This is a genomic window from Nonlabens sp. Ci31 (assembly GCF_012974865.1).
Lineage (GTDB): Bacteria > Bacteroidota > Bacteroidia > Flavobacteriales > Flavobacteriaceae > Nonlabens.
The window spans coordinates 1,053,709-1,071,579 of sequence record NZ_CP043633.1 but is presented as its reverse complement, the minus strand read 5'-3'; the positions used below and the strand labels follow the sequence as shown (position 1 = coordinate 1,071,579).

The 17,871-nt window shown below is 34.7% G+C and carries 17 protein-coding genes; 13 read left to right on the top strand and 4 right to left on the bottom strand.

Translation table 11 applies throughout. From position 1 onward, the window contains the following. From rfbD to F0365_RS04775, 11 genes are all read left to right on the top strand, one after another. Positions 1 to 834 (top strand): dTDP-4-dehydrorhamnose reductase, encoded by an 834-nt coding sequence (gene rfbD, locus F0365_RS04825; RefSeq protein ID WP_240961913.1) that lies wholly within the window; start codon positions 1 to 3, stop codon positions 832 to 834. Between the two features lie 34 nt (positions 835 to 868). After that, positions 869 to 1,996, top strand: a complete 1,128-nt coding sequence (gene gmd / locus F0365_RS04820) for a GDP-mannose 4,6-dehydratase (protein ID WP_169932657.1) — start codon at positions 869 to 871, stop codon at positions 1,994 to 1,996. Between the two features lie 316 nt (positions 1,997 to 2,312). Beyond that, on the top strand, positions 2,313 to 3,377 hold the full coding sequence (locus tag F0365_RS04815; RefSeq protein ID WP_169932656.1) for a GDP-L-fucose synthase family protein: 1,065 nt from the start codon (positions 2,313 to 2,315) through the stop codon (positions 3,375 to 3,377). 50 nt (positions 3,378 to 3,427) lie between these two features. Next, positions 3,428 to 4,702, top strand: a complete 1,275-nt coding sequence (locus F0365_RS04810; protein WP_169932655.1) for an oligosaccharide flippase family protein — start codon at positions 3,428 to 3,430, stop codon at positions 4,700 to 4,702. Between the two features lie 32 nt (positions 4,703 to 4,734). Beyond that, positions 4,735 to 5,736 carry a glycosyltransferase gene (locus F0365_RS04805; protein WP_169932654.1) on the top strand — a complete coding sequence of 334 codons (1,002 nt, stop codon included), beginning with the start codon at positions 4,735 to 4,737 and terminating at the stop codon, positions 5,734 to 5,736. 441 nt (positions 5,737 to 6,177) lie between these two features. Next, positions 6,178 to 7,197, top strand: a complete 1,020-nt coding sequence (gene wzy, locus F0365_RS04800) for an O-antigen polysaccharide polymerase Wzy (protein ID WP_206071302.1) — start codon at positions 6,178 to 6,180, stop codon at positions 7,195 to 7,197. Beyond that, a complete protein-coding gene (locus tag F0365_RS04795) occupies positions 7,184 to 7,816 on the top strand; it encodes a class I SAM-dependent methyltransferase (protein WP_169932652.1) in 633 nt (210 codons plus the stop codon). Before wzy ends, F0365_RS04795 begins: the two co-directional genes overlap by 14 nt. A 31-nt stretch (positions 7,817 to 7,847) precedes the next feature. Next, complete coding sequence (locus tag F0365_RS04790; protein ID WP_169932651.1) at positions 7,848 to 9,083, top strand: O-antigen ligase family protein; 1,236 nt, start codon at positions 7,848 to 7,850, stop codon at positions 9,081 to 9,083. A 112-nt stretch (positions 9,084 to 9,195) separates the two neighbouring features. Further along, positions 9,196 to 10,140: a glycosyltransferase family 4 protein gene (locus F0365_RS04785; RefSeq protein WP_206071301.1), complete on the top strand. Its 945-nt coding sequence runs from the start codon at positions 9,196 to 9,198 to the stop codon at positions 10,138 to 10,140. Further along, positions 10,137 to 11,363 (top strand): WcaI family glycosyltransferase, encoded by a 1,227-nt coding sequence (locus F0365_RS04780; RefSeq protein WP_169932649.1) that lies wholly within the window; start codon positions 10,137 to 10,139, stop codon positions 11,361 to 11,363. Before F0365_RS04785 ends, F0365_RS04780 begins: the two co-directional genes overlap by 4 nt. 125 nt (positions 11,364 to 11,488) lie before the next feature. Continuing rightward, positions 11,489 to 12,586, top strand: coding sequence for a DNA-processing protein DprA (locus F0365_RS04775; RefSeq protein ID WP_169932648.1), 1,098 nt, complete (start codon positions 11,489 to 11,491; stop codon positions 12,584 to 12,586). Positions 12,587 to 12,771: 185 nt separating this feature from the next. On the opposite strand, the gene F0365_RS04770 is transcribed toward F0365_RS04775, so the two are convergent. Together F0365_RS04770 and yiaA are read right to left on the bottom strand one after the other, a co-directional pair. After that, positions 12,772 to 13,044, bottom strand: a complete 273-nt coding sequence (locus F0365_RS04770; RefSeq protein WP_169932647.1) for a hypothetical protein — start codon at positions 13,042 to 13,044, stop codon at positions 12,772 to 12,774. A gap of 669 nt (positions 13,045 to 13,713) precedes the next feature. Further along, the gene (yiaA, locus tag F0365_RS04765) at positions 13,714 to 14,172 is read right to left on the bottom strand and encodes an inner membrane protein YiaA (RefSeq protein ID WP_169932646.1); all 459 of its coding nucleotides are present in this window, start codon (positions 14,170 to 14,172) and stop codon (positions 13,714 to 13,716) included. 133 nt (positions 14,173 to 14,305) lie between these two features. On the opposite strand from yiaA, the gene F0365_RS04760 reads away from it, so the two are divergent. Together F0365_RS04760 and F0365_RS04755 are read left to right on the top strand one after the other, a co-directional pair. After that, positions 14,306 to 15,799 carry a hypothetical protein gene (locus F0365_RS04760; protein ID WP_169932645.1) on the top strand — a complete coding sequence of 498 codons (1,494 nt, stop codon included), beginning with the start codon at positions 14,306 to 14,308 and terminating at the stop codon, positions 15,797 to 15,799. Between the two features lie 47 nt (positions 15,800 to 15,846). Continuing rightward, the gene (locus F0365_RS04755; RefSeq protein WP_169932644.1) at positions 15,847 to 16,449 is read left to right on the top strand and encodes a thioredoxin family protein; all 603 of its coding nucleotides are present in this window, start codon (positions 15,847 to 15,849) and stop codon (positions 16,447 to 16,449) included. 378 nt (positions 16,450 to 16,827) lie between these two features. Here the strand turns inward: F0365_RS04755 and F0365_RS04750 are convergent, their stop codons facing one another. Continuing rightward, the gene (locus F0365_RS04750) at positions 16,828 to 17,085 is read right to left on the bottom strand and encodes a hypothetical protein (protein ID WP_169932643.1); all 258 of its coding nucleotides are present in this window, start codon (positions 17,083 to 17,085) and stop codon (positions 16,828 to 16,830) included. A gap of 201 nt (positions 17,086 to 17,286) precedes the next feature. After that, positions 17,287 to 17,664, bottom strand: coding sequence for a hypothetical protein (locus tag F0365_RS04745; protein ID WP_169932642.1), 378 nt, complete (start codon positions 17,662 to 17,664; stop codon positions 17,287 to 17,289). Positions 17,665 to 17,871 lie beyond the last annotated feature (207 nt).

Here is a 17,871-nt window from a genome sequence, read left to right as displayed (position 1 = left end):
TTGAAAATTCTTATTACCGGTGCAAACGGAATGTTAGGAACTGCTGTAAAAGCAGTTCTGCAGGATCAAGAATTATTTTGTTTTTCTAGTAAAGACCTTGATATTACCTGTAGTTTTCAATTGGATCAGAAAATTAAACATTTACGTCCAGATTATATCATTAATTGTGCAGCATACACAGCCGTAGATCTCGCTGAAAACGAACAAGATAAAGCCTATAAAATCAATGCGCTAGCTATCCAAAAGATGGCTCAAATTGCAAAACAATACAACGCAACATTAATACATTTTTCTACTGATTATGTTTTTAATGGTACCGCTACCACAGCTTACTTGCCATCACAAGAAACAGATCCTATCAATGTGTATGGGGCGAGTAAACTTGCTGGAGAAAAGGCCATTACTCAAATAGGCTGTAATCACTATATCTTTAGGATTTCCTGGTTGTACGCAGCACACGGCAAGAATTTCTTTAAATGGGTTGCTGGAACAGATATGAAAGAACTGAGCATCGTTGATTCCCAAACGGGTTCTCCTACCAGTGCATTAGATCTTGCTGATTTTATAAAACACCTGATTCAAAATGATCCTAAAAATTATGGGATCTATCATTTTACCAATCAAGGAGCAATGACCTGGTTTGATTTTGCTACTGCAATTAATAAAAAGTTAGAATTAGGTAAAAAAATCCATCCAGTAGCCGAGTTTAAAACCGCTGCCAAACGCCCTGCTTATAGTGTGATGGACTGTAGTAGTCTTCAAAATATTTTTGATTATACGATTCCTTCTATTGAAGAAGGATTAGACAGGGTTTTGGGGCAATACAATTCCTAAGGAAACCGTATTTTTACGTCTTTACAACTAGCCTATGTCTGTACAGCATCCCAAAGTAGCACTAATCACTGGAGTAACCGGTCAAGACGGTGCTTATTTAAGTGAGTTTTTATTAAAAAAAGGATATGAAGTACACGGTATCAAACGCCGTGCTTCCTTATTCAATACAGATCGTATTGATCACTTGTATCAAGACCCACATGAGACTGATGTAAAGTTCAAATTACATTATGGTGATCTAACTGATACGACTAACCTTACTAGAATCATCAAAGAAACGCAGCCAGACGAGATTTATAATCTTGCGGCGATGTCACATGTACAAGTTTCTTTTGAAATGCCAGAATACACTGCAAATGCCGATGGTATAGGCGCTTTGCGTATTTTAGAATCGGTTAGAATTTTAGGACTGGAGAAGAAGACCAAAATCTATCAAGCTTCTACATCAGAGTTATACGGTAAAGTTCAAGAAATTCCGCAATCAGAGACCACACCATTTTATCCGCGTAGTCCTTATGCGGTGGCAAAGATGTATGCGTATTGGGCGACGGTGAATTACCGCGAGGCTTACGGCATGTTTGCTTGTAATGGGATTCTTTTTAATCATGAATCTCCTGTACGAGGAGAGACTTTTGTCACTAGAAAAATTACTCGGGCGACTTCTAAAATTGTCAAAGGTCTTCAAGATAAAGTCTATCTAGGAAACCTAGACGCCAAACGCGATTGGGGTCACGCCAAAGATTATGTGCGCATGATGTGGATGATCTTACAACACGATGAACCAGAAGATTGGGTGATTGCTACAGGAACGACTACTAGTGTGCGTGATTTTGTGCATATGGCTTTTCAATACGTAGGTATAGTCCTAGAATTTACTGGTGAAGGAGTGGAGGAAAAAGGAACTGTGAAATCTTGTTCCAATCCAGAGTACCAACTAGAAATAGGGAAAGAGGTAGTAGCCGTAGATCCACGATATTTCCGCCCCACAGAAGTTGATTTATTGATAGGTGACCCTACAAAAGCCAAAGAAAAATTAGGATGGGTTCCAGAAATAGCGCTTCAAGAACTGGTAAACGACATGATGCAAAGCGACTTGCATTTGATGTCTAGAGAAGAATATTTGAAAAGTGGCGGTTACCGCATCAATAACTATTTTGAATAAGTCTAGCCCTTTCCAAAGGAAAGGGAATTTGAACTCGAACTTGAACTCGAAAATTGAAATAGTTTTTAATAAAGTAATTAGAAAATAAATAGCTTTAATTTAAGAAGAAAGCAATAAACAATCGAAAAGAGGTCCTCTCTGCTGGAGAGGCTTTAGTAGAGGCTTTTGAATAAAGAAAATCGATTAAGGAATATGGAATATAGAAGTTCATTCCAAAGTGAAGTACTTAGGATTGGAAAAGTTATTATAAAGAACATATAAATATAAATCATTAAGTAAAAAGTCCTCTCCCCTGGAGAGGATTTAGGTGAGGCAAATGGAAAAATCTTCAAAAATATATATTGCTGGACATCGTGGCCTTGTAGGAAGCGCTATTATAGCCGAGTTGAAAAAACTGGGATATTCTAATTTTTTACTGCGCACGCATAAAGAGCTTGATTTAACCAATCAACAAGCCACAGCCGATTTTTTTGCCACTCAAAAACCAGAATATGTGTTTCTTGCAGCGGCTAGTGTAGGGGGGATTGTTGCAAACAACACCTATAGAGCCGACTTTATTTATAAAAACTTGATGATTCAGAATAACGTGATTCATCAGAGTTATCTGAATGATGTGAAGAAATTACTGTTTTTAGGAAGCACCTGTATTTATCCTAAAATGGCGCCACAACCTATGCCAGAAGACAGCTTGCTTACTGGGCCTTTAGAATATACCAACGAACCTTATGCCATTGCAAAAATTGCTGGTATCAAGATGTGCGAGAGCTATAATTTACAATACGGCACCAACTTCATTTCAGTGATGCCCACCAATTTGTATGGTCCTAATGATAACTTTGATTTACAAAAATCTCATGTACTACCGGCATTGATCCGTAAAATGCATCTAGGCAAGTTGTTGATGCAAGGTGATGAGCAAGCTTTATGTGAGGATTTAGGTGTGGACTATAAAATCGCGCGCCGTACTGAGCTTGTCGAAGTGAAAGCGGAACTACAAAAAAACGGAATTACAGAAACGGGCATCGCCTTATGGGGTACAGGAACTCCTAAGCGGGAGTTTTTATGGTCCCATGATATGGCCAAAGCTTGCGTTTACTTAATGGAAAACAAAGACTTTGAAGATGTAAAAGGAACCGACAAAGACATAAGAAATACACATCTGAACATAGGAACTGGAGAAGATATTGCTATCAAAGACTTGGCAGAGCTGATCAAAAAAACAGTAGCTTATCAAGGCAGTCTCGATTGGGACACTTCAAAACCAGATGGTACCCCACGCAAACTCACTGATGTATCTAAGCTTCACAATTTAGGTTGGAAACACGAGGTGGAGCTGGAAAAAGGAGTGGAGATGATGTATGAGGCTTATTTGAACTCATAAACGCACTAAAATGGCTATTTTAGCGTTGGTCAAGGTAACCTAACCAAGGAATGAGTAAGCTTTCTAAAAAATTTTCTGGAGAAGAAAAAACTGTGGCTAAGAACTATGGGGCATTAGTTGTACTTCAGGGCTTAAACTACTTACTTCCCTTTTTAACTATTCCCTTTTTAGAGCGAACTCTAGGCCTTGAGAAATTTGGTTTGATTATGTTCGCTCAAGCTTTAATGATTTTCTGTCTAGTCGCTACTGATTTTGGGTTTAATTATACTGCTACTCGTGAAGTAGCAGATTTAAGAGTTCAAAAAAAGGACTTTTCAGACTTGTATTTTAGAGTTTTTTGGGCTAAAATGATACTCACTATCATTACTTTTTTAATTTTATTGCTCTTAGTTTTTTCTGTAGATAGATTTAAAGAAGATTGGGAGGTTTACATCTTGAGTTTTGGTGTTGTAATAGGTCAATCTTTTTTTCCTTTATGGTTTTTTCAAGGTATAGAAAAAATGAAATTGGTCACCATAACAAATGTGATTGCTAAATCCATTTTTGTATTGCTTATATTTTTGTTTATAAGAAGTCCTGATGACTTTTTAAAGGTTCCCATTTTTAATTCAGTTGGTTTTATTATAGCGGGAGTCATCAGTTTAATCCTGAGTTTAAAATATGTTAGTTGGAAAAAACCTACTTTTTCTTCTGGAAGAGATTTTTACAAGCAAAGTTTTCAAGCCTTTATAGCAAATGGAGCAACTACACTATATACAAGTGCAAACGTGTTTATTCTTGGTGTTTTTGGTGGTGATATACTGGTAGGAGTTTTTGTAAGTTATGAAAAAATTATTCTAGCTTGTAAAAATGTTTTTACACCAATATATCAAGCTTTGCTACCTTATTTATCTCGTTTAAAACCCGAAAAAAGAGATTTTATCATAAAAAATCTGATTTTTATTGTTGCTGGAATTGGACTGATGATCACAATTAGTTTAAATGTTTTTGGAGATCAAATTCTCGGGTTTTTATATAATGATCCGTTAATCATAGAGTATTCTTATTTATTTAAATTAATGAGTTGGGTCGCTTTATTTTCTGGTCTTGGAATGTTGTATATGGTGTTATACGCTCCAGTCTTAAAGAAGTTCAAGACGATCATGAAGGTCACTATTATTGTGGGTTTCATAAGCCTGCTAAGCTGTCTATATTTCATCCCTGACTATAAAATTAATGCATCAGCAATTATTATGTTTTCTACAGAGCTACTGCTTTGTATAATTGCCGTATTTTTATTGTTTAGGACACTAACAAAAACAAAAACAAAAGAAAACGAATCGTAATTATGGTTATACTATATATGTATGCTGAATTAATGGGATACAATATACCAGTGCTAAAGGAGCTAGTTTCTAAGAATGATACGCAAATTCATTTAATTCATTGGGATCATAAAAAGCTAACGGTCTATAAGGCGCCAGAAATTGAAAATGTAACTTATTACAATAGATCAGAGTTAAGCGCTATGGACATTTTAAAATTAGCAAAAAAGATACAACCAGAAATTGCTTATGTGCCCAACTGGTACGATAAAGGATATTTGAAAACATGCCATTATTTGAGAAGGAAAAATATTCCTGTGGTTTCGGGATTAGATAATCAATGGCAAGGAACTTTAAAACAGCGTTTTGGGATTTTGCTCATGCGATTATATCTTAAAAAATATTTTTCTCACGTTTGGGTAGCAGGACCTTATCAATTTGAATTTGCTAAAAGATTAGGTTTTAAGAAAGATAACATCATATTCAATTTATACAGCGCTGACATAGAAAAATTCAATTTTGATAGTTCAGATACCCACCAAGAATCGTTAAAATTCCTTTTTGTAGGGAGACTTGAGGAGGTTAAGGGGATTAGAGACTTGTTAAAAGCATGGGGTGAATTTCCCTATAAAGAAAATAGCTCTCTTACCATTATAGGTGATGGATCTTTACAAGGCTTAGTTCAGCAAGAGAATGATGTAAACCATTTGAATTTTCTTCAACCACAAGAACTGGCAGAGCAAGTAAAACTATACAACTGTTTTATTCTACCTAGTTTATTTGAACCTTATGGTGTGGTAATACACGAGCTTGCTTGTGCCGGCATGCCTATTATTGCAAGCAATGAATGCGGAGCAGCTCCAGTTTTTATTATTCCAGATTATAATGGGTATATTTTTAAGGCTGGCGACTATAAGGCGCTCCTTGAGAAAATGATCATGATGCATGAAAAATCTAATGATGAATTGGCAAAAATGAAAAAGAATGCTTTCAAGCGTTCTAAATTAATTTCTCCAGAGGTTTCTGCCGCTTCATTTTTATCTGTTCTCAACTAATTCCCAAAACTTGAAAATTTAATGAATCTCAAGAATTTATTAATGATTTCCTATTTGATTATTAGCTTTTTCTATCTAGCTAATTTTGATGCGTCTTTATGGGTCTGGTTATCCTTTTTCTTAAATTTTTTAATCATTACTTTTATAACATATTACCATCTTTATTTGGAAAAGGTGTTCAGTCCATTTCTTTCTACCTTCATAGTTTTTAATTATATTTTCTTTTTTGCAGCACCGATTTCTCAAATCAATGATATGCTGATTATGGAGAAGCCAGTATTTTTGAATAATTTTCCTTTAAAAGAGTCTCTTATTATTCAAACATCTCTTTTAATTTCTCTTTTTAACATCATTTTTTTTCTCAGCTATGATTATCTTAAAAAATCTAAATTAAACAGTATTTTAAAAGAATCCATACCGGTAAAGTATAATAATTTACCCATGGCAATATTGTTAATGTTGATACTTTCTGCAATTATTGTCTTTTCAAATTTAGATTTCATTATATATGAATATAATAGGCCAGAATGGATGGAGTCTACATTTACAAAATCCATAGCCTTGATGAAAAGCAAGGTGTTGTTTATTTTTCCTTTAGGAGCAATAATTGCTTGCAAAGCCTACTTTGATAGTAATAATAAAAATGTAAATAACGCCTATATCATAGGCGCGTGTTTCCTCCTACTCATAATGTTTCTTTTAGTTGTTAAAAACCCACTTATAACAAAGAGGCACGATTTAGGCCCTATTTTATTCATAGCAATATTTATGTTTTTACCTAAAGTGGTCAATTCTAATGCAAAGTTTCTAAACATATTGTTTTTTGCAATTATTGTGGGCTTACCTTTATCTCAACTAATTACGCATTCAGATTACGGGATTGAGGAAATAATTTCAAAACCTTCAAGATTATTAGATCAAGTAAATCAAGGGCTTTTAACAGATGGTTACATTTCGCTTAATTATGATGCTTTCATGAATATAGGAACTGTAATTGAAGTAGTTCAACAAGATGGGTATTCCTATGGATACCAGATGTTAAGCGCTTTGTTGTTTTTTGTGCCCAGATCTTTATGGGTGGATAAACCAGAATCATCAGGTATGGTAGTTGGGGAACACCTCACAGCTCAGTATGATTTTTATTTTCAAAATGTATCAAATCCTTTTCTTTCTGAAGCATACCATAATTTTGGAGTTTTTGGAGTGGTTATTTTCAGTATATTCTTAGCAATCTCATGTGTTTTTATGCTAAAGTGGCTGTATAGTGATAGCTGGTTTAAAAAAGCCATGTCTTTTTATTTTTCCTTACATTTGATTATGATATTGCGAGGAGATTTCACTAGTTCATTTGCATATTTAATAGCAACATTTTTAGGTATTTACGTGTTGCCTAAGATTATAATTAATTTATTTAATTATAAAATTATATTTAAAAACAAGATAAGGAATGGACCATTATAATGAAGACTATTTTACCTGGCAAAAATCCATGGGTAAAATAGGGGCTAAATTAAATAAATTTCTATTTCAATATTATATCACATCCAATGATAATGTACTCGATTTTGGTTGCGGTGGCGGATTTTTATTAAACGAGTTAGATGCTAGTAAAAAATTAGGAGTTGAGATAAATAAATCCGGTAGAGAGAATGCTCAAACTTTAAGTATAACTACCGTAGGAACTATTGCTGAGGTTGAAGATGAATGGGCTTCAGTCATAATTTCTAATCATGCGCTTGAACATGTCGATAGACCTTTAGACATTATCAAAGACTTAATTCCAAAAATCAAAAAAGGAGGTAAAATTATTTTCGTCACGCCTTTTGAGAGAACTAATTCTTATAAAGCAAATGATATTAATTACCATCTCTATACCTGGAGCCCTATGAATCTAGGAAACTTATTTCACCGCGCAGGATTAGAAGTGATAGAAGTAAAAAAGATATCGCACAAATGGCCCCCTAAATTTGATAAACTGGTTAAATTATTTGGATATAACTTAACTGGATCGTTATCTAAAGTTTATGGAATTCTTAATAGAAGTCAAACGCAAGTTAGAATCGTGGCTCGTAAAAAATAGTGTGACAATTTCATTCTAAAACTAAATAATAATGAGATTGACTAGAATCGAAAACGTTTTTTTCTACCTGGTATCTGCTGGGTTTTTAATGCCTATTTTGCCTAATTTTTTAAGAAATTTTATTATAGCTGCCTTACTTTTAATCAGTATTTACGGCCTTTTTGATAAGAATACTAAAGTGGTTCCGGATTATAAACTTATGATTTTGGGATCGCTTTTATATATAACATATTTAGTCAGCTTATTTTACACTGAAAACCTATCGATAGGCCTTAGAAAAATAGAGACCGGAGCTTCACTTATCTTAATCCCATTGATTTTTAGCTTTATTCCAGAAAATGTAAGCTGTAAATTAAAAGATAATCTAGACCTACTTTTTAGATGCTTTATTTTCAGTACTGCGTTTAGTTTTCTAGTGTTCTGGTTGTATTTCTGGGAACAGTATCAAATGACTTTATTTATTCATTTCCCGACGGTCATTGACGAACATTTAGGCCCTTATACCATTCATGCCATCTACTTAAGTATGCATGGAGCAATTTCTTTACTGTTCAGTTTATACCTTTTTTCTAGAAAGAAAACTAAGCTCTATCAATTGATTTTAATTATTATAGCAGACATTGTTATCTTATTAATTTTATTAATTCTTGTTAAAAAAGGCCCTATTTTATCTTTGATAATTTCTGGGGCATACCTAGCATTTTCGTATAGAAATAAAACTATTATGATAGCATTAGGGGCCCTATGCGTCATTTTTATCTCTGTAATTTCTTTTAATACTAAAGCAAATGAAAAATTTTCTGAGTTGTTAAGACTAGGTGAAAAAGACTCAACGGAATTGACGTCAACTAATATCAGGTTAACAATTTATTCTTGTGTTAATAAGGCAATACCAGAAGCTGGGTTGTTTGGTTACGGAATAGGAGACACAAAAAGCATCTTATTAGATTGCTATTCTAATGAGAACGAAGAATTAGTGAGAAGAGAGTACAATTCTCATAATCAGTATTTGAGTATACTCTTAAGAACAGGTTATATGGGATTGTTTTCCTTTGCTCTTTTTATCATATTTATCATAGTATCTGCCTATCGACACAAGGCTTTTATTACAATTTCTATTTTACTCTTTTATCTCTTAGTAATGTTTTCTGAAAATATTTTAGAAAGAGAAAATGGAGTGGTATATTTTTGTTTTTTTATTAGCTTTTTGTATTCTGTTTTCAAAACAACCGATCTTGTAAAACCAATCAATGAAGAGCAAGAATAAGAAGGTAGTAATTATAGGTCCGTTTCCAGAGTCATTGACAGGATTAAACATCTCAAATCTTACGGTTTACAATATTCTTAAAAAGAATAAATTTCTAGTAAATCGCATTGACATGGAAATTAATAGGAGACTGGACGACTCAATTGGTAAATGGAGGTGGTATAAATTAAAGATTTTATATATCTACATAGAAGCATATAAAATAATTACTGCTAACATAGTCTATTGTACTGTAGGTCAGTCTTTTCTTGGAATAATTAAATATGCACCATTTCTTATTATTGCTACAGTTTTTAGGAAGAGGAAAGTAGTACATCTTCACGGTAATGCATTGATTTACAACTATCAAGAATTTGGTTCAATCAAGAAATTTCTTGCAAAAATCACTCTAAAAATGTTTGATAAGGCGATTGTTTTATCAGATTCTTTAAGACCTAACTTCAAGCCTTTTCTAAAAAACAATCAAATATTCACTTGTCATAATTTTATAAGTTTAGTAGAGGTAAGCACTTTTCAAGAACCTAGTCAAAACTTAAATATTTTATTTCTTAGCAATTTAATTCCTGCAAAAGGAATAATTCCTTTCTTACATGGCGTAGAAGAACTTTATTCAGTGCATAAAGATATTGAAGTGCACATTGCAGGAACTATCTCCGACGACTACCCAGCAATCAAAATGTACTTATCTAAATTATCCTTTGTAACATTTCATGGTAGTGTTACTGGTTTGGAAAAAGCAACTTTATTAGAAAAAGCTGATGTTTTTTGTTTACCTACTTTAAATGAACATGAAGGACAACCACTTTCTATTCTAGAATCTCTCAAATCTAAATGTTATATTATCTCATCAAATGTTCCAGGAGTATCAGACATAATATCTGATAAAAATGGAGAGTTGATTTGGCCAATAACTTCTAAATCGATTAAGATCGCCATGGAAAAAATATACTTAGACAGAGAGCGATTAGAAAAAGTTAAGAGTTATAATTTGGAACACTCAAAAGACTTTTCATTACAGAATTTTGAAAAGAATATAATTCCGTTAATAGTGGAATGAAAAACTTCAATAAAAAACACATCACATTTATAGGGCTTAATTATGCTCCAGAAGACACCGCCATAGGATTGTATTCTACCCAAATGGTAGAGGCACTCGTTGATGCAGGTGCAATGGTAAATGTGGTAACGGCTTTTCCCTATTATCCACAATGGAAAATTGCTCAAGAATACCAGTCGCAACCTAAGTATTTTCAAGAAGATCACAACGGAGCAACACTCTATCGCTATAAACAGTACGTTCCAGATAACCCTACCTTTTTAAAGCGTATCCTTCATATCCTCAGTTTTACAAAAGGAAGTTTTTTTAATTTGAGAAAGATTAAAAAAGCAGACTTGGTGATTTCCATTATCCCATTTACAGCCAGCGCATGGCTTGGGGGTTATCATGCGAGAAAACACAAAGCACCAAGCTGTATTCATATTCAGGACTTTGAATTTGACGCAGCACTGCAATCAGGACTTTCTAGCGGGAGCAAGAAGGTTATTTTTAAATTTCTTTTTAGCTTAGAGCGACGAATTTTGGGCAAAGCAACTACCATAAGCACGATCAGTCATAAGATGCTCGCAAAGCTGCAAACGAAGACCAATCAGCCTACTTACTATTTGCCTAATTGGATTGATGTGCATCAAGTAGATCCATCTACAGCAAAGCCACACTCCTTTTTACAAAGCGAAAAATTTAAGTTACTGTATAGCGGTAATGTAGGTGATAAGCAGGATTGGGATTATTTTCTCGCTTTCGCGAAAGCGCTACCACAAGACCTTTACGAGATCATTATAGTAGGTGCAGGAGCAAAATACCAGCAAGTAATGCAAGCTATAGATCAGGAAAACATCTCGTTTTACGACCCAGTACCTTTTGCAGAATTATCAGATCTTTTATGTAGTGCCGATGCGCATTTCCTTTTCCAAAAAGCAGAAGTGCTCGATACCGTAATGCCCTCTAAATTACTCGGCATGATGGCAAGTGGGAAACCTTCATTAGTCTTAGGAAGTCCAGCTAGCGAAGTAAAAACCGTCCTAGAAAATGCAAATGCAGGACTCTATTTCTCACAACCAGATGTATCCACCGCTATCAACCAATTAGAGGCCTGGAGACAAGATCCTAATCGGAGAACATCCATGGGTGTAGAAGCTCGGGAATACGTTTTAAAACACTTCTCACGCAAAGAAATCTTAAGCAATTGGGTTAGCGAACTTTCTCAACTATTAAATAACTAGCTTTTGAAATATCCCCTTTGGGGAAATGTCCGCAGGACAATGGGGCCTACATATCTTTTTTTAAATTTAAGTTTAGATTTAAGCTTAAATTTATTTCCCCATTATTTTTAGTTTTATATTTATTCATGGACCAACAAGAACTCCTTTCTATCCTCGCTCTTAAAAAAGCACCGCTTATAGGAGATATCATGGCCAAAAGACTCATAAGAACTTTTGGTAATGCGACAGGTGTTTTTGAACAACAGTATCGCCATATCGCTGCCGTAGAAGGAATAGGGGAGAAGAAAGCTCAGTTCATCAAGAGCAAGGACAGCTTGTTTTCTAAAGCGATACAAGAGTTGAGGTTTATAGAAGAGAACAAGATCAACTACCGCGTTTATTACAATGAAGATTATCCAGAACGTTTAAAACATTGCATCGATGGACCGATCATCTATTTTGAAAAAGGAACCATCAATTTAGACAACCCGTACATTTTGAGTATTGTTGGAACCCGTCAAATTACCAGTGTTGGAGCAGCATTTTTAGAGAAGTTTATTGCAGAGATCGCGCCTTTAAAGCCTATTATTATCAGTGGTTATGCTTATGGAGTGGACATCTTAGCACATAAAATGGCTATAGAAAATGACTTACAAACCATAGCCGTTACCGCTCATGGCCTCAATCAAACCTATCCGCGTAATCATGCTGCATACAATGAGGACATGATGAGAAATGGCGGCTTTATGACTGATTTTTGGCATACCGATACTTTTGATAGAAATAATTTCTTGGGTCGCAACCGCATTATTGCAGGAATGAGTGAGGCAACTGTCGTGATAGAAAGTGCTTCCAAAGGTGGCTCACTGGTCACTGCCGACCTAGCCTGTGGCTACAATCGGGAAGTGTTTGCCGTTCCTGGACGTGTAAACGATAAATACGCTACAGGCTGTAACGACCTTATCAAACAAGCAAAGGCCCACATGCTCACTAAAACAGCCGATGTTCCCTATATTCTAGGCTGGAAAGAACCGGCGGTTTCCATACAGAAACAACTTTTTGTAGAACTCACAGAGGAAGAAAAGTTAATCTACAGGTACCTTAAAGAAAATGAAAAAGCACTGTTGGATATTATCGCTCTAAACATTAATCAACCGGTCCATAAAGTGGCTGGTCAATTGATGAGTATGGAGCTCAAAGGAGTGGTACAGCCCTTGCCAGGCAAGTTGTTTAGACTGACTTAGCAGGGTGCTAGTTTGCCGTTAAATCTTACAGGTTTATAAAACCTTTGGTGTTGAATAAAAGCCAAATAAAAAACGACCTTCTCCTTATGAAAAGGTCGTTCCTATTATCAAAACAGGCTGCTCCATTAGTAAACAGCCGGTTTTGTTATTTTATACCAATACATCATTTAAAAACAAACCGGTATTTAATCCATGATGAAGAGGCTTAATAGGCTAACTGTTATTCCTGCAGAGAGCAGTAAAGAGATGAAGCTTGGAACCTGTAAACCCTTCTTCTTGATTTGGATGACAGACAGGACTAATAGAGTTGGTGCGAGTAACATCATAGGAATGATGAGCAATTCATAAAACACACCAACAATGGTCCATTTGATTTCATAAATCTGTACGATATAAACCCAGACAAAGAATACAGCATTCAAAATACTTGCGATTAGTAGGCCTTGATACTTTTTCATTGTTCTTACTTTAATGATCTAATTTTTTTATAACACTTCACTCCTAACTATTTTCACTTCTAGTTTTTATCTATAAATGTAATATTTCTCGTGTTCTTTTGTACTGCAATGGCCTATTGTTTTTACATTTTGTTGTAGCCTGTATTTACTTCTTTTTTATAACAAAACGTTTTATAACTTGAGATACAGCTGCTCCTATTATTGCTGGAATTGTATAAATAGCATAGAATATGAATTCAAATGGAAACATATTATGAGAAGTCGAATCGAAGATCATTTCACAGAAAGTAGCTAATGGAAATAAAGCCATACTCATTAATCCAATTTTCCAAAAAGAGGCCTTACTTAACTATTTAATAATAAAACCCGATAAGAAAAGAAAGCTTAAACTGTAGATTGACATCCCTTCAATTCCAGTTCTAATTAAAGGGAATAAAGGGGATTCATAGGGTTTTAAATCCCCTAGAATAAATATGGGTAGTATTATAGATAACATTCCGAGAATTGAAATGGCTATAAAGGCAGATAAGTTGTTTAATTTCATAATTATAATAATTTTGGTGGTTTTTATTTAATTGGTTATCAGGATCGTCAAGGGGATTTTATAAACCAAGACAAAAAACAGTGTGTTTCATTCACTAGCGATCACTAGGTCATTGTCATTTCTTATCACTTCCAGTTTTCGTCTATAAAGGTCACATCTCTCGTGTTCTTTTGTACTGCAATGGCGGCAAATAGGCTCAATAAAAAGGACATGCCGTAAAATCCTTTTTCACTAGGCCATAAATCGGCATTCCACAAGCCTATCACGAGCAGTACGATGGACGCAATGCTTACAAACCAGCTGATACCGTAATACAGGTCAGTTACCGCTATTCCTTCTTGCTTGTCTCTTACCGCTTTTTGTACAGAAATCACAGAGAACAGTCCAAAGAGCAGGATGACAAAATAATACCCACGCTCGTTGAGAAGCATATCAGATCGCCACAAGCCTACGCAATAGGAAACCATTCCCACGAGTAGTGCTGTCCATGATGCAGCTATAAATGCTGCTGTTGGTTTTCCAGTAAAAGCCTCTGGTTTTTGGACTTCTTTTTTTTCGGTTTTGTAATTTACTTGATGTTCCATTTTTGTTTGTTTTGATACTGCAAATATGTAGCAGGATCTTACCAGTAAATAACCTATTTTTGACTTATTCTTACGATTGAAATAATAATTAAATATAACTTATCACTACAAATCAGTGTTTTAAACTAAATAGATGAACGATTTAAATACATTAATAAGTTCTTTAAGTAGTGATGAGGTGGGTGCTTTTCTCGCTTTCGCGAAAGCGAAAAACCAACGAACAGATGTAAAAAACATCCAATTATTTCAACTCATACGTAAAGGTGTACGAGTAGATCTAGATGTAAAAATCTATGGAAAGGCCAATAAAAACGCTTTGCATGCACTTCAAAACCGGTTAAAAGAAAACCTTGTAGACTTTACAGCGACCCGAGGCTTCTCTAGCGACTCACAGGAAGAAATGCAACTTTTTAAATTAGTCCTGGCAGCCCGAATTTTTTTAGAACGAGAACAATATTCCATAGGATTCAAAACATTGAAAAAAGCTACTGTCAAGGCACTATCTTTAGAATCATACGCTATTCTGCAAGAGATCTATTATACTCATGTACCATACGCACACCTAGACCCTAAAACAACTTTAGAACAAATCATAACGGCTTATCAGGAGAATGAAAAAAGATACTTGATCGAGTCCAGATTAGTGATGGTCTATGCGACCCTTCAAAAAACTTTAAAAGCCCACCCTACAAATGTATATCAAGTGATCAAACAGCAACTAGCCGTTTTTGATATTTCTATAGATCAAAACTTGTCTTTTAAGTCGCTTTATCAATTAATGCGTGTTGTAACAGATGCAGCAACTTTAACATCAGATTACGCAGGGGTTTCCATTTTTATGAATCATATCTATGATATCGTAGAAAAGAAAAAACACCTGGCAGATAAGCATTTGTATTATCATTTAGAGATCCTTTACCTTATGGCAGGAACCTGTTTTAGGAACAAGGATTTTATACGATCCCAAAGGCTAGTAGGTAAGCTGCAGGTAGAAATGCAGAAGCAAAAAGGAACCTATAAAAAGCAGTTTTTAGGACGTGCTCTTTTGCTACAGGCGTTGAACCATAATTATACTGGCGATCCTGTAAGAGCTTTGGAAGAAATACAGCAAATTCAAAAGCCAGATTTATCTGCACAACTGGTTTATATTACGTTTTTGTTTCAGCAACAAGATTTTATTAGAGCACGTAAAAAGATGAACGATTTTTATCATAGCGATCCGTTTTATGAGAAAAAAGAAGGGGCATTATGGGTGATACAAAAGAACATCCTAGAAATTCTGATTTACATAGAATTACAACAACCAGATTTGGTTGCTTCAAAAATGAGGAGCTTTATAAGACGTTTTAAAGGACGACTAGAAGACTTGAACGAACAACGTGTCCTAGTGTTTATAAAGTTATTGCAAAGACATTACGATCATCCTTATGAGATTACTGAGGAGAGTTTTCAAAATAAGGTGCAACAAGCCTTTGAATGGAAAACTGCCGCTCGAGAGGATATTTTTGTCATGAGCTTTTATGCCTATCTAAAAGCTAAAATGCAGAAAAAGCCCATTTATGAGGTTACTTTAGAGTTACTGCAACAGCCTATCGGGTCTTTTAAGGAAAAATGGACTAGAAATTAGGACTATTTTATCTCAATCAACGGTGCAGATGTGTATATTTTTGCCTTATGGAATTACAACAAATCATTAAAGCAGCAGTAGATCAAGCTATCTCTTACCAACAATATAGAGCTTTTGTAGAAGCACATACCGTAAATGGAACTAATAGCGGCGACGAGGTTACAGAAGCCCTAGCAGAATATACAGCACTCAATAATCAACGCATGAAGCGATTGGATAAAACTTTGAAGCTCTTAACAAAGCACCAAGAATTTTTAAGTGCTTTTCATAAAGAGGTTTATTTTCTCATCATTACCGAAAGTTGGTGTGGTGATGCGGCTCAAACCATGCCCATGATGAACAAAGTTGCCGAAGCCGCTGGAATCGATTTTAAAGTGGTCCTAAGAGATGAAAACCCATTGTTGATGGATCACTTTCTAACAAATGGCGCTCGCTCCATAGCAAAGCTTCTTTTAATAGACAAGAATACGGACCTACCTATTACCACTTGGGGGCCACGACCTACTAAAGCCACACAGTTAGTCGCTGAAGAAAAAGCCTCGAAAGGCGAACTTTTACCAGAATTTAAACAAGTGCTTCAGAATTGGTACAACAAGGATAAAGGAATAGATACCGAGCAGGATCTTATGGAAATGTTGAAGGCTGTTTAACCAGTTCAATCTTCAAATTGTGCCGATTTCGATAGCCTCCTCCTTTGATTCGATCGTAATAAATTTTTTAATGAACCAAAAAACCAGTAGCTCCTTTCCTTATTAAAGGAAAGGTGGGCAAATTGGAGTTTACGGAAATTTGGTCGGAAAGGTAAAACGGTGCTAGAAACGGGACGAGAAAACCTTTTTAAACCTTCTAAATTATTTATATGTGCGGATCTAAGTCCGCACATATAAATGTAAATGTTTTGAAATTAGACTTTTTCGATAACCGATATGCCAAGTATTTGTCTTGGAATTTTTGGTCTTTTAATTAAACGCTATTTAAGACCTGGTTGTTATTAAACAACTCAAGAGATGTAGACTTTTACATATAAATTAAAAGTAATCATATGTAGCTAAAATACTTCTAGGCGTTAGGAACGTATTAGATTCGGTATACTCTAAATAACTAGTGGACAGTCTATTTTGAGAATCAAAATCATAAAAGTATGTACTCGTTCCTGGTGGGCCACTTAATTCATAAGTATCGTTTATTAAATTTGAACTAAGCATAAGTATCGGTAAAATAAACTGTTCTAGCTCTATATTGTTCCTGTCTTCCACAAAGGCTACTATATCTTTAATGTTTGTCATTTCCTGATATGCTGGATTTATACTGCTGGTATAATTATAATTAAAAGAACTATTCTCAACAGATAAGCTAGTTATGTCGCCTACTCCTTTTGTGTAATATCTATGCGTTAAAAGTTGTAAATTTATAGTTGTTGTATTCTGAACAAGATCTATTGTAGTCATATTAGCTCTATCTTCATAATTAGAAATAGCATCAGAATCTTACGTATTTGTAAAATAGTGACCTCTAGTTTCGTACCAAGCACGATTAGGATCACTTAACTCTTCATCATAACGGTACAGATTTTTATAAGAATCAAAATCCATATTATAACTTAGACTTGCTCCGTAAAAAGTGTCAATGAGTCCATTACTGTGATATATAATGTTACAAGTAATTCCCGCGGTAAAATCTTCTAGAGTAATGACTCTATTTTGATTATCATAAGATACTTGTTTTACTATTGTTCCATTTGCATCATAAATACCTGTGAATTTGCCATCTACATCAAATGGAATGCTTGAACCACTGGTATAAGTAATTGATATTAAACCACCTGATCTTTTTTGGAGATTATCACTTGAACATGAAATGATCAAGAAGCAGGTCAAAATAAAACATAGTCTCACAGTCTTTAATTCTAATTCTTAGTAAAAGTATTAATAATTTTAGATAGAGTTTTACTTTAATAGTCACTTTTCTATAACCAACATGTCAAGTATTTGTATTGGCCGTTTTGGCTGCTAAAGATAGCGCTAGTTACTATTCTCAGGATTAACAAGGAGAACAGATTTAGACCATGCCAA

Coding starts and splice junctions, on each gene's coding strand:
- gmd (WP_169932657.1), top strand. CDS start 869: ATGTCTGTACAGCATCCCAAAGTAGCACTAATCACTGGAGTAACCGGT.
- F0365_RS04785 (WP_206071301.1), top strand. CDS start 9,196: ATGGAAATTAATAGGAGACTGGACGACTCAATTGGTAAATGGAGGTGG.
- F0365_RS04810 (WP_169932655.1), top strand. CDS start 3,428: ATGAGTAAGCTTTCTAAAAAATTTTCTGGAGAAGAAAAAACTGTGGCT.
- F0365_RS04750 (WP_169932643.1), bottom strand. CDS start 17,085: ATGACAAACATTAAAGATATAGTAGCCTTTGTGGAAGACAGGAACAAT.
- F0365_RS04755 (WP_169932644.1), top strand. CDS start 15,847: ATGGAATTACAACAAATCATTAAAGCAGCAGTAGATCAAGCTATCTCT.
- F0365_RS04780 (WP_169932649.1), top strand. CDS start 10,137: ATGAAAAACTTCAATAAAAAACACATCACATTTATAGGGCTTAATTAT.
- F0365_RS04790 (WP_169932651.1), top strand. CDS start 7,848: ATGAGATTGACTAGAATCGAAAACGTTTTTTTCTACCTGGTATCTGCT.
- F0365_RS04805 (WP_169932654.1), top strand. CDS start 4,735: ATGGGATACAATATACCAGTGCTAAAGGAGCTAGTTTCTAAGAATGAT.
- wzy (WP_206071302.1), top strand. CDS start 6,178: ATGGCAATATTGTTAATGTTGATACTTTCTGCAATTATTGTCTTTTCA.
- F0365_RS04775 (WP_169932648.1), top strand. CDS start 11,489: ATGGACCAACAAGAACTCCTTTCTATCCTCGCTCTTAAAAAAGCACCG.
- F0365_RS04770 (WP_169932647.1), bottom strand. CDS start 13,044: ATGAAAAAGTATCAAGGCCTACTAATCGCAAGTATTTTGAATGCTGTA.
- F0365_RS04760 (WP_169932645.1), top strand. CDS start 14,306: ATGAACGATTTAAATACATTAATAAGTTCTTTAAGTAGTGATGAGGTG.
- yiaA (WP_169932646.1), bottom strand. CDS start 14,172: ATGGAACATCAAGTAAATTACAAAACCGAAAAAAAAGAAGTCCAAAAA.
- F0365_RS04815 (WP_169932656.1), top strand. CDS start 2,313: ATGGAAAAATCTTCAAAAATATATATTGCTGGACATCGTGGCCTTGTA.
- F0365_RS04795 (WP_169932652.1), top strand. CDS start 7,184: ATGGACCATTATAATGAAGACTATTTTACCTGGCAAAAATCCATGGGT.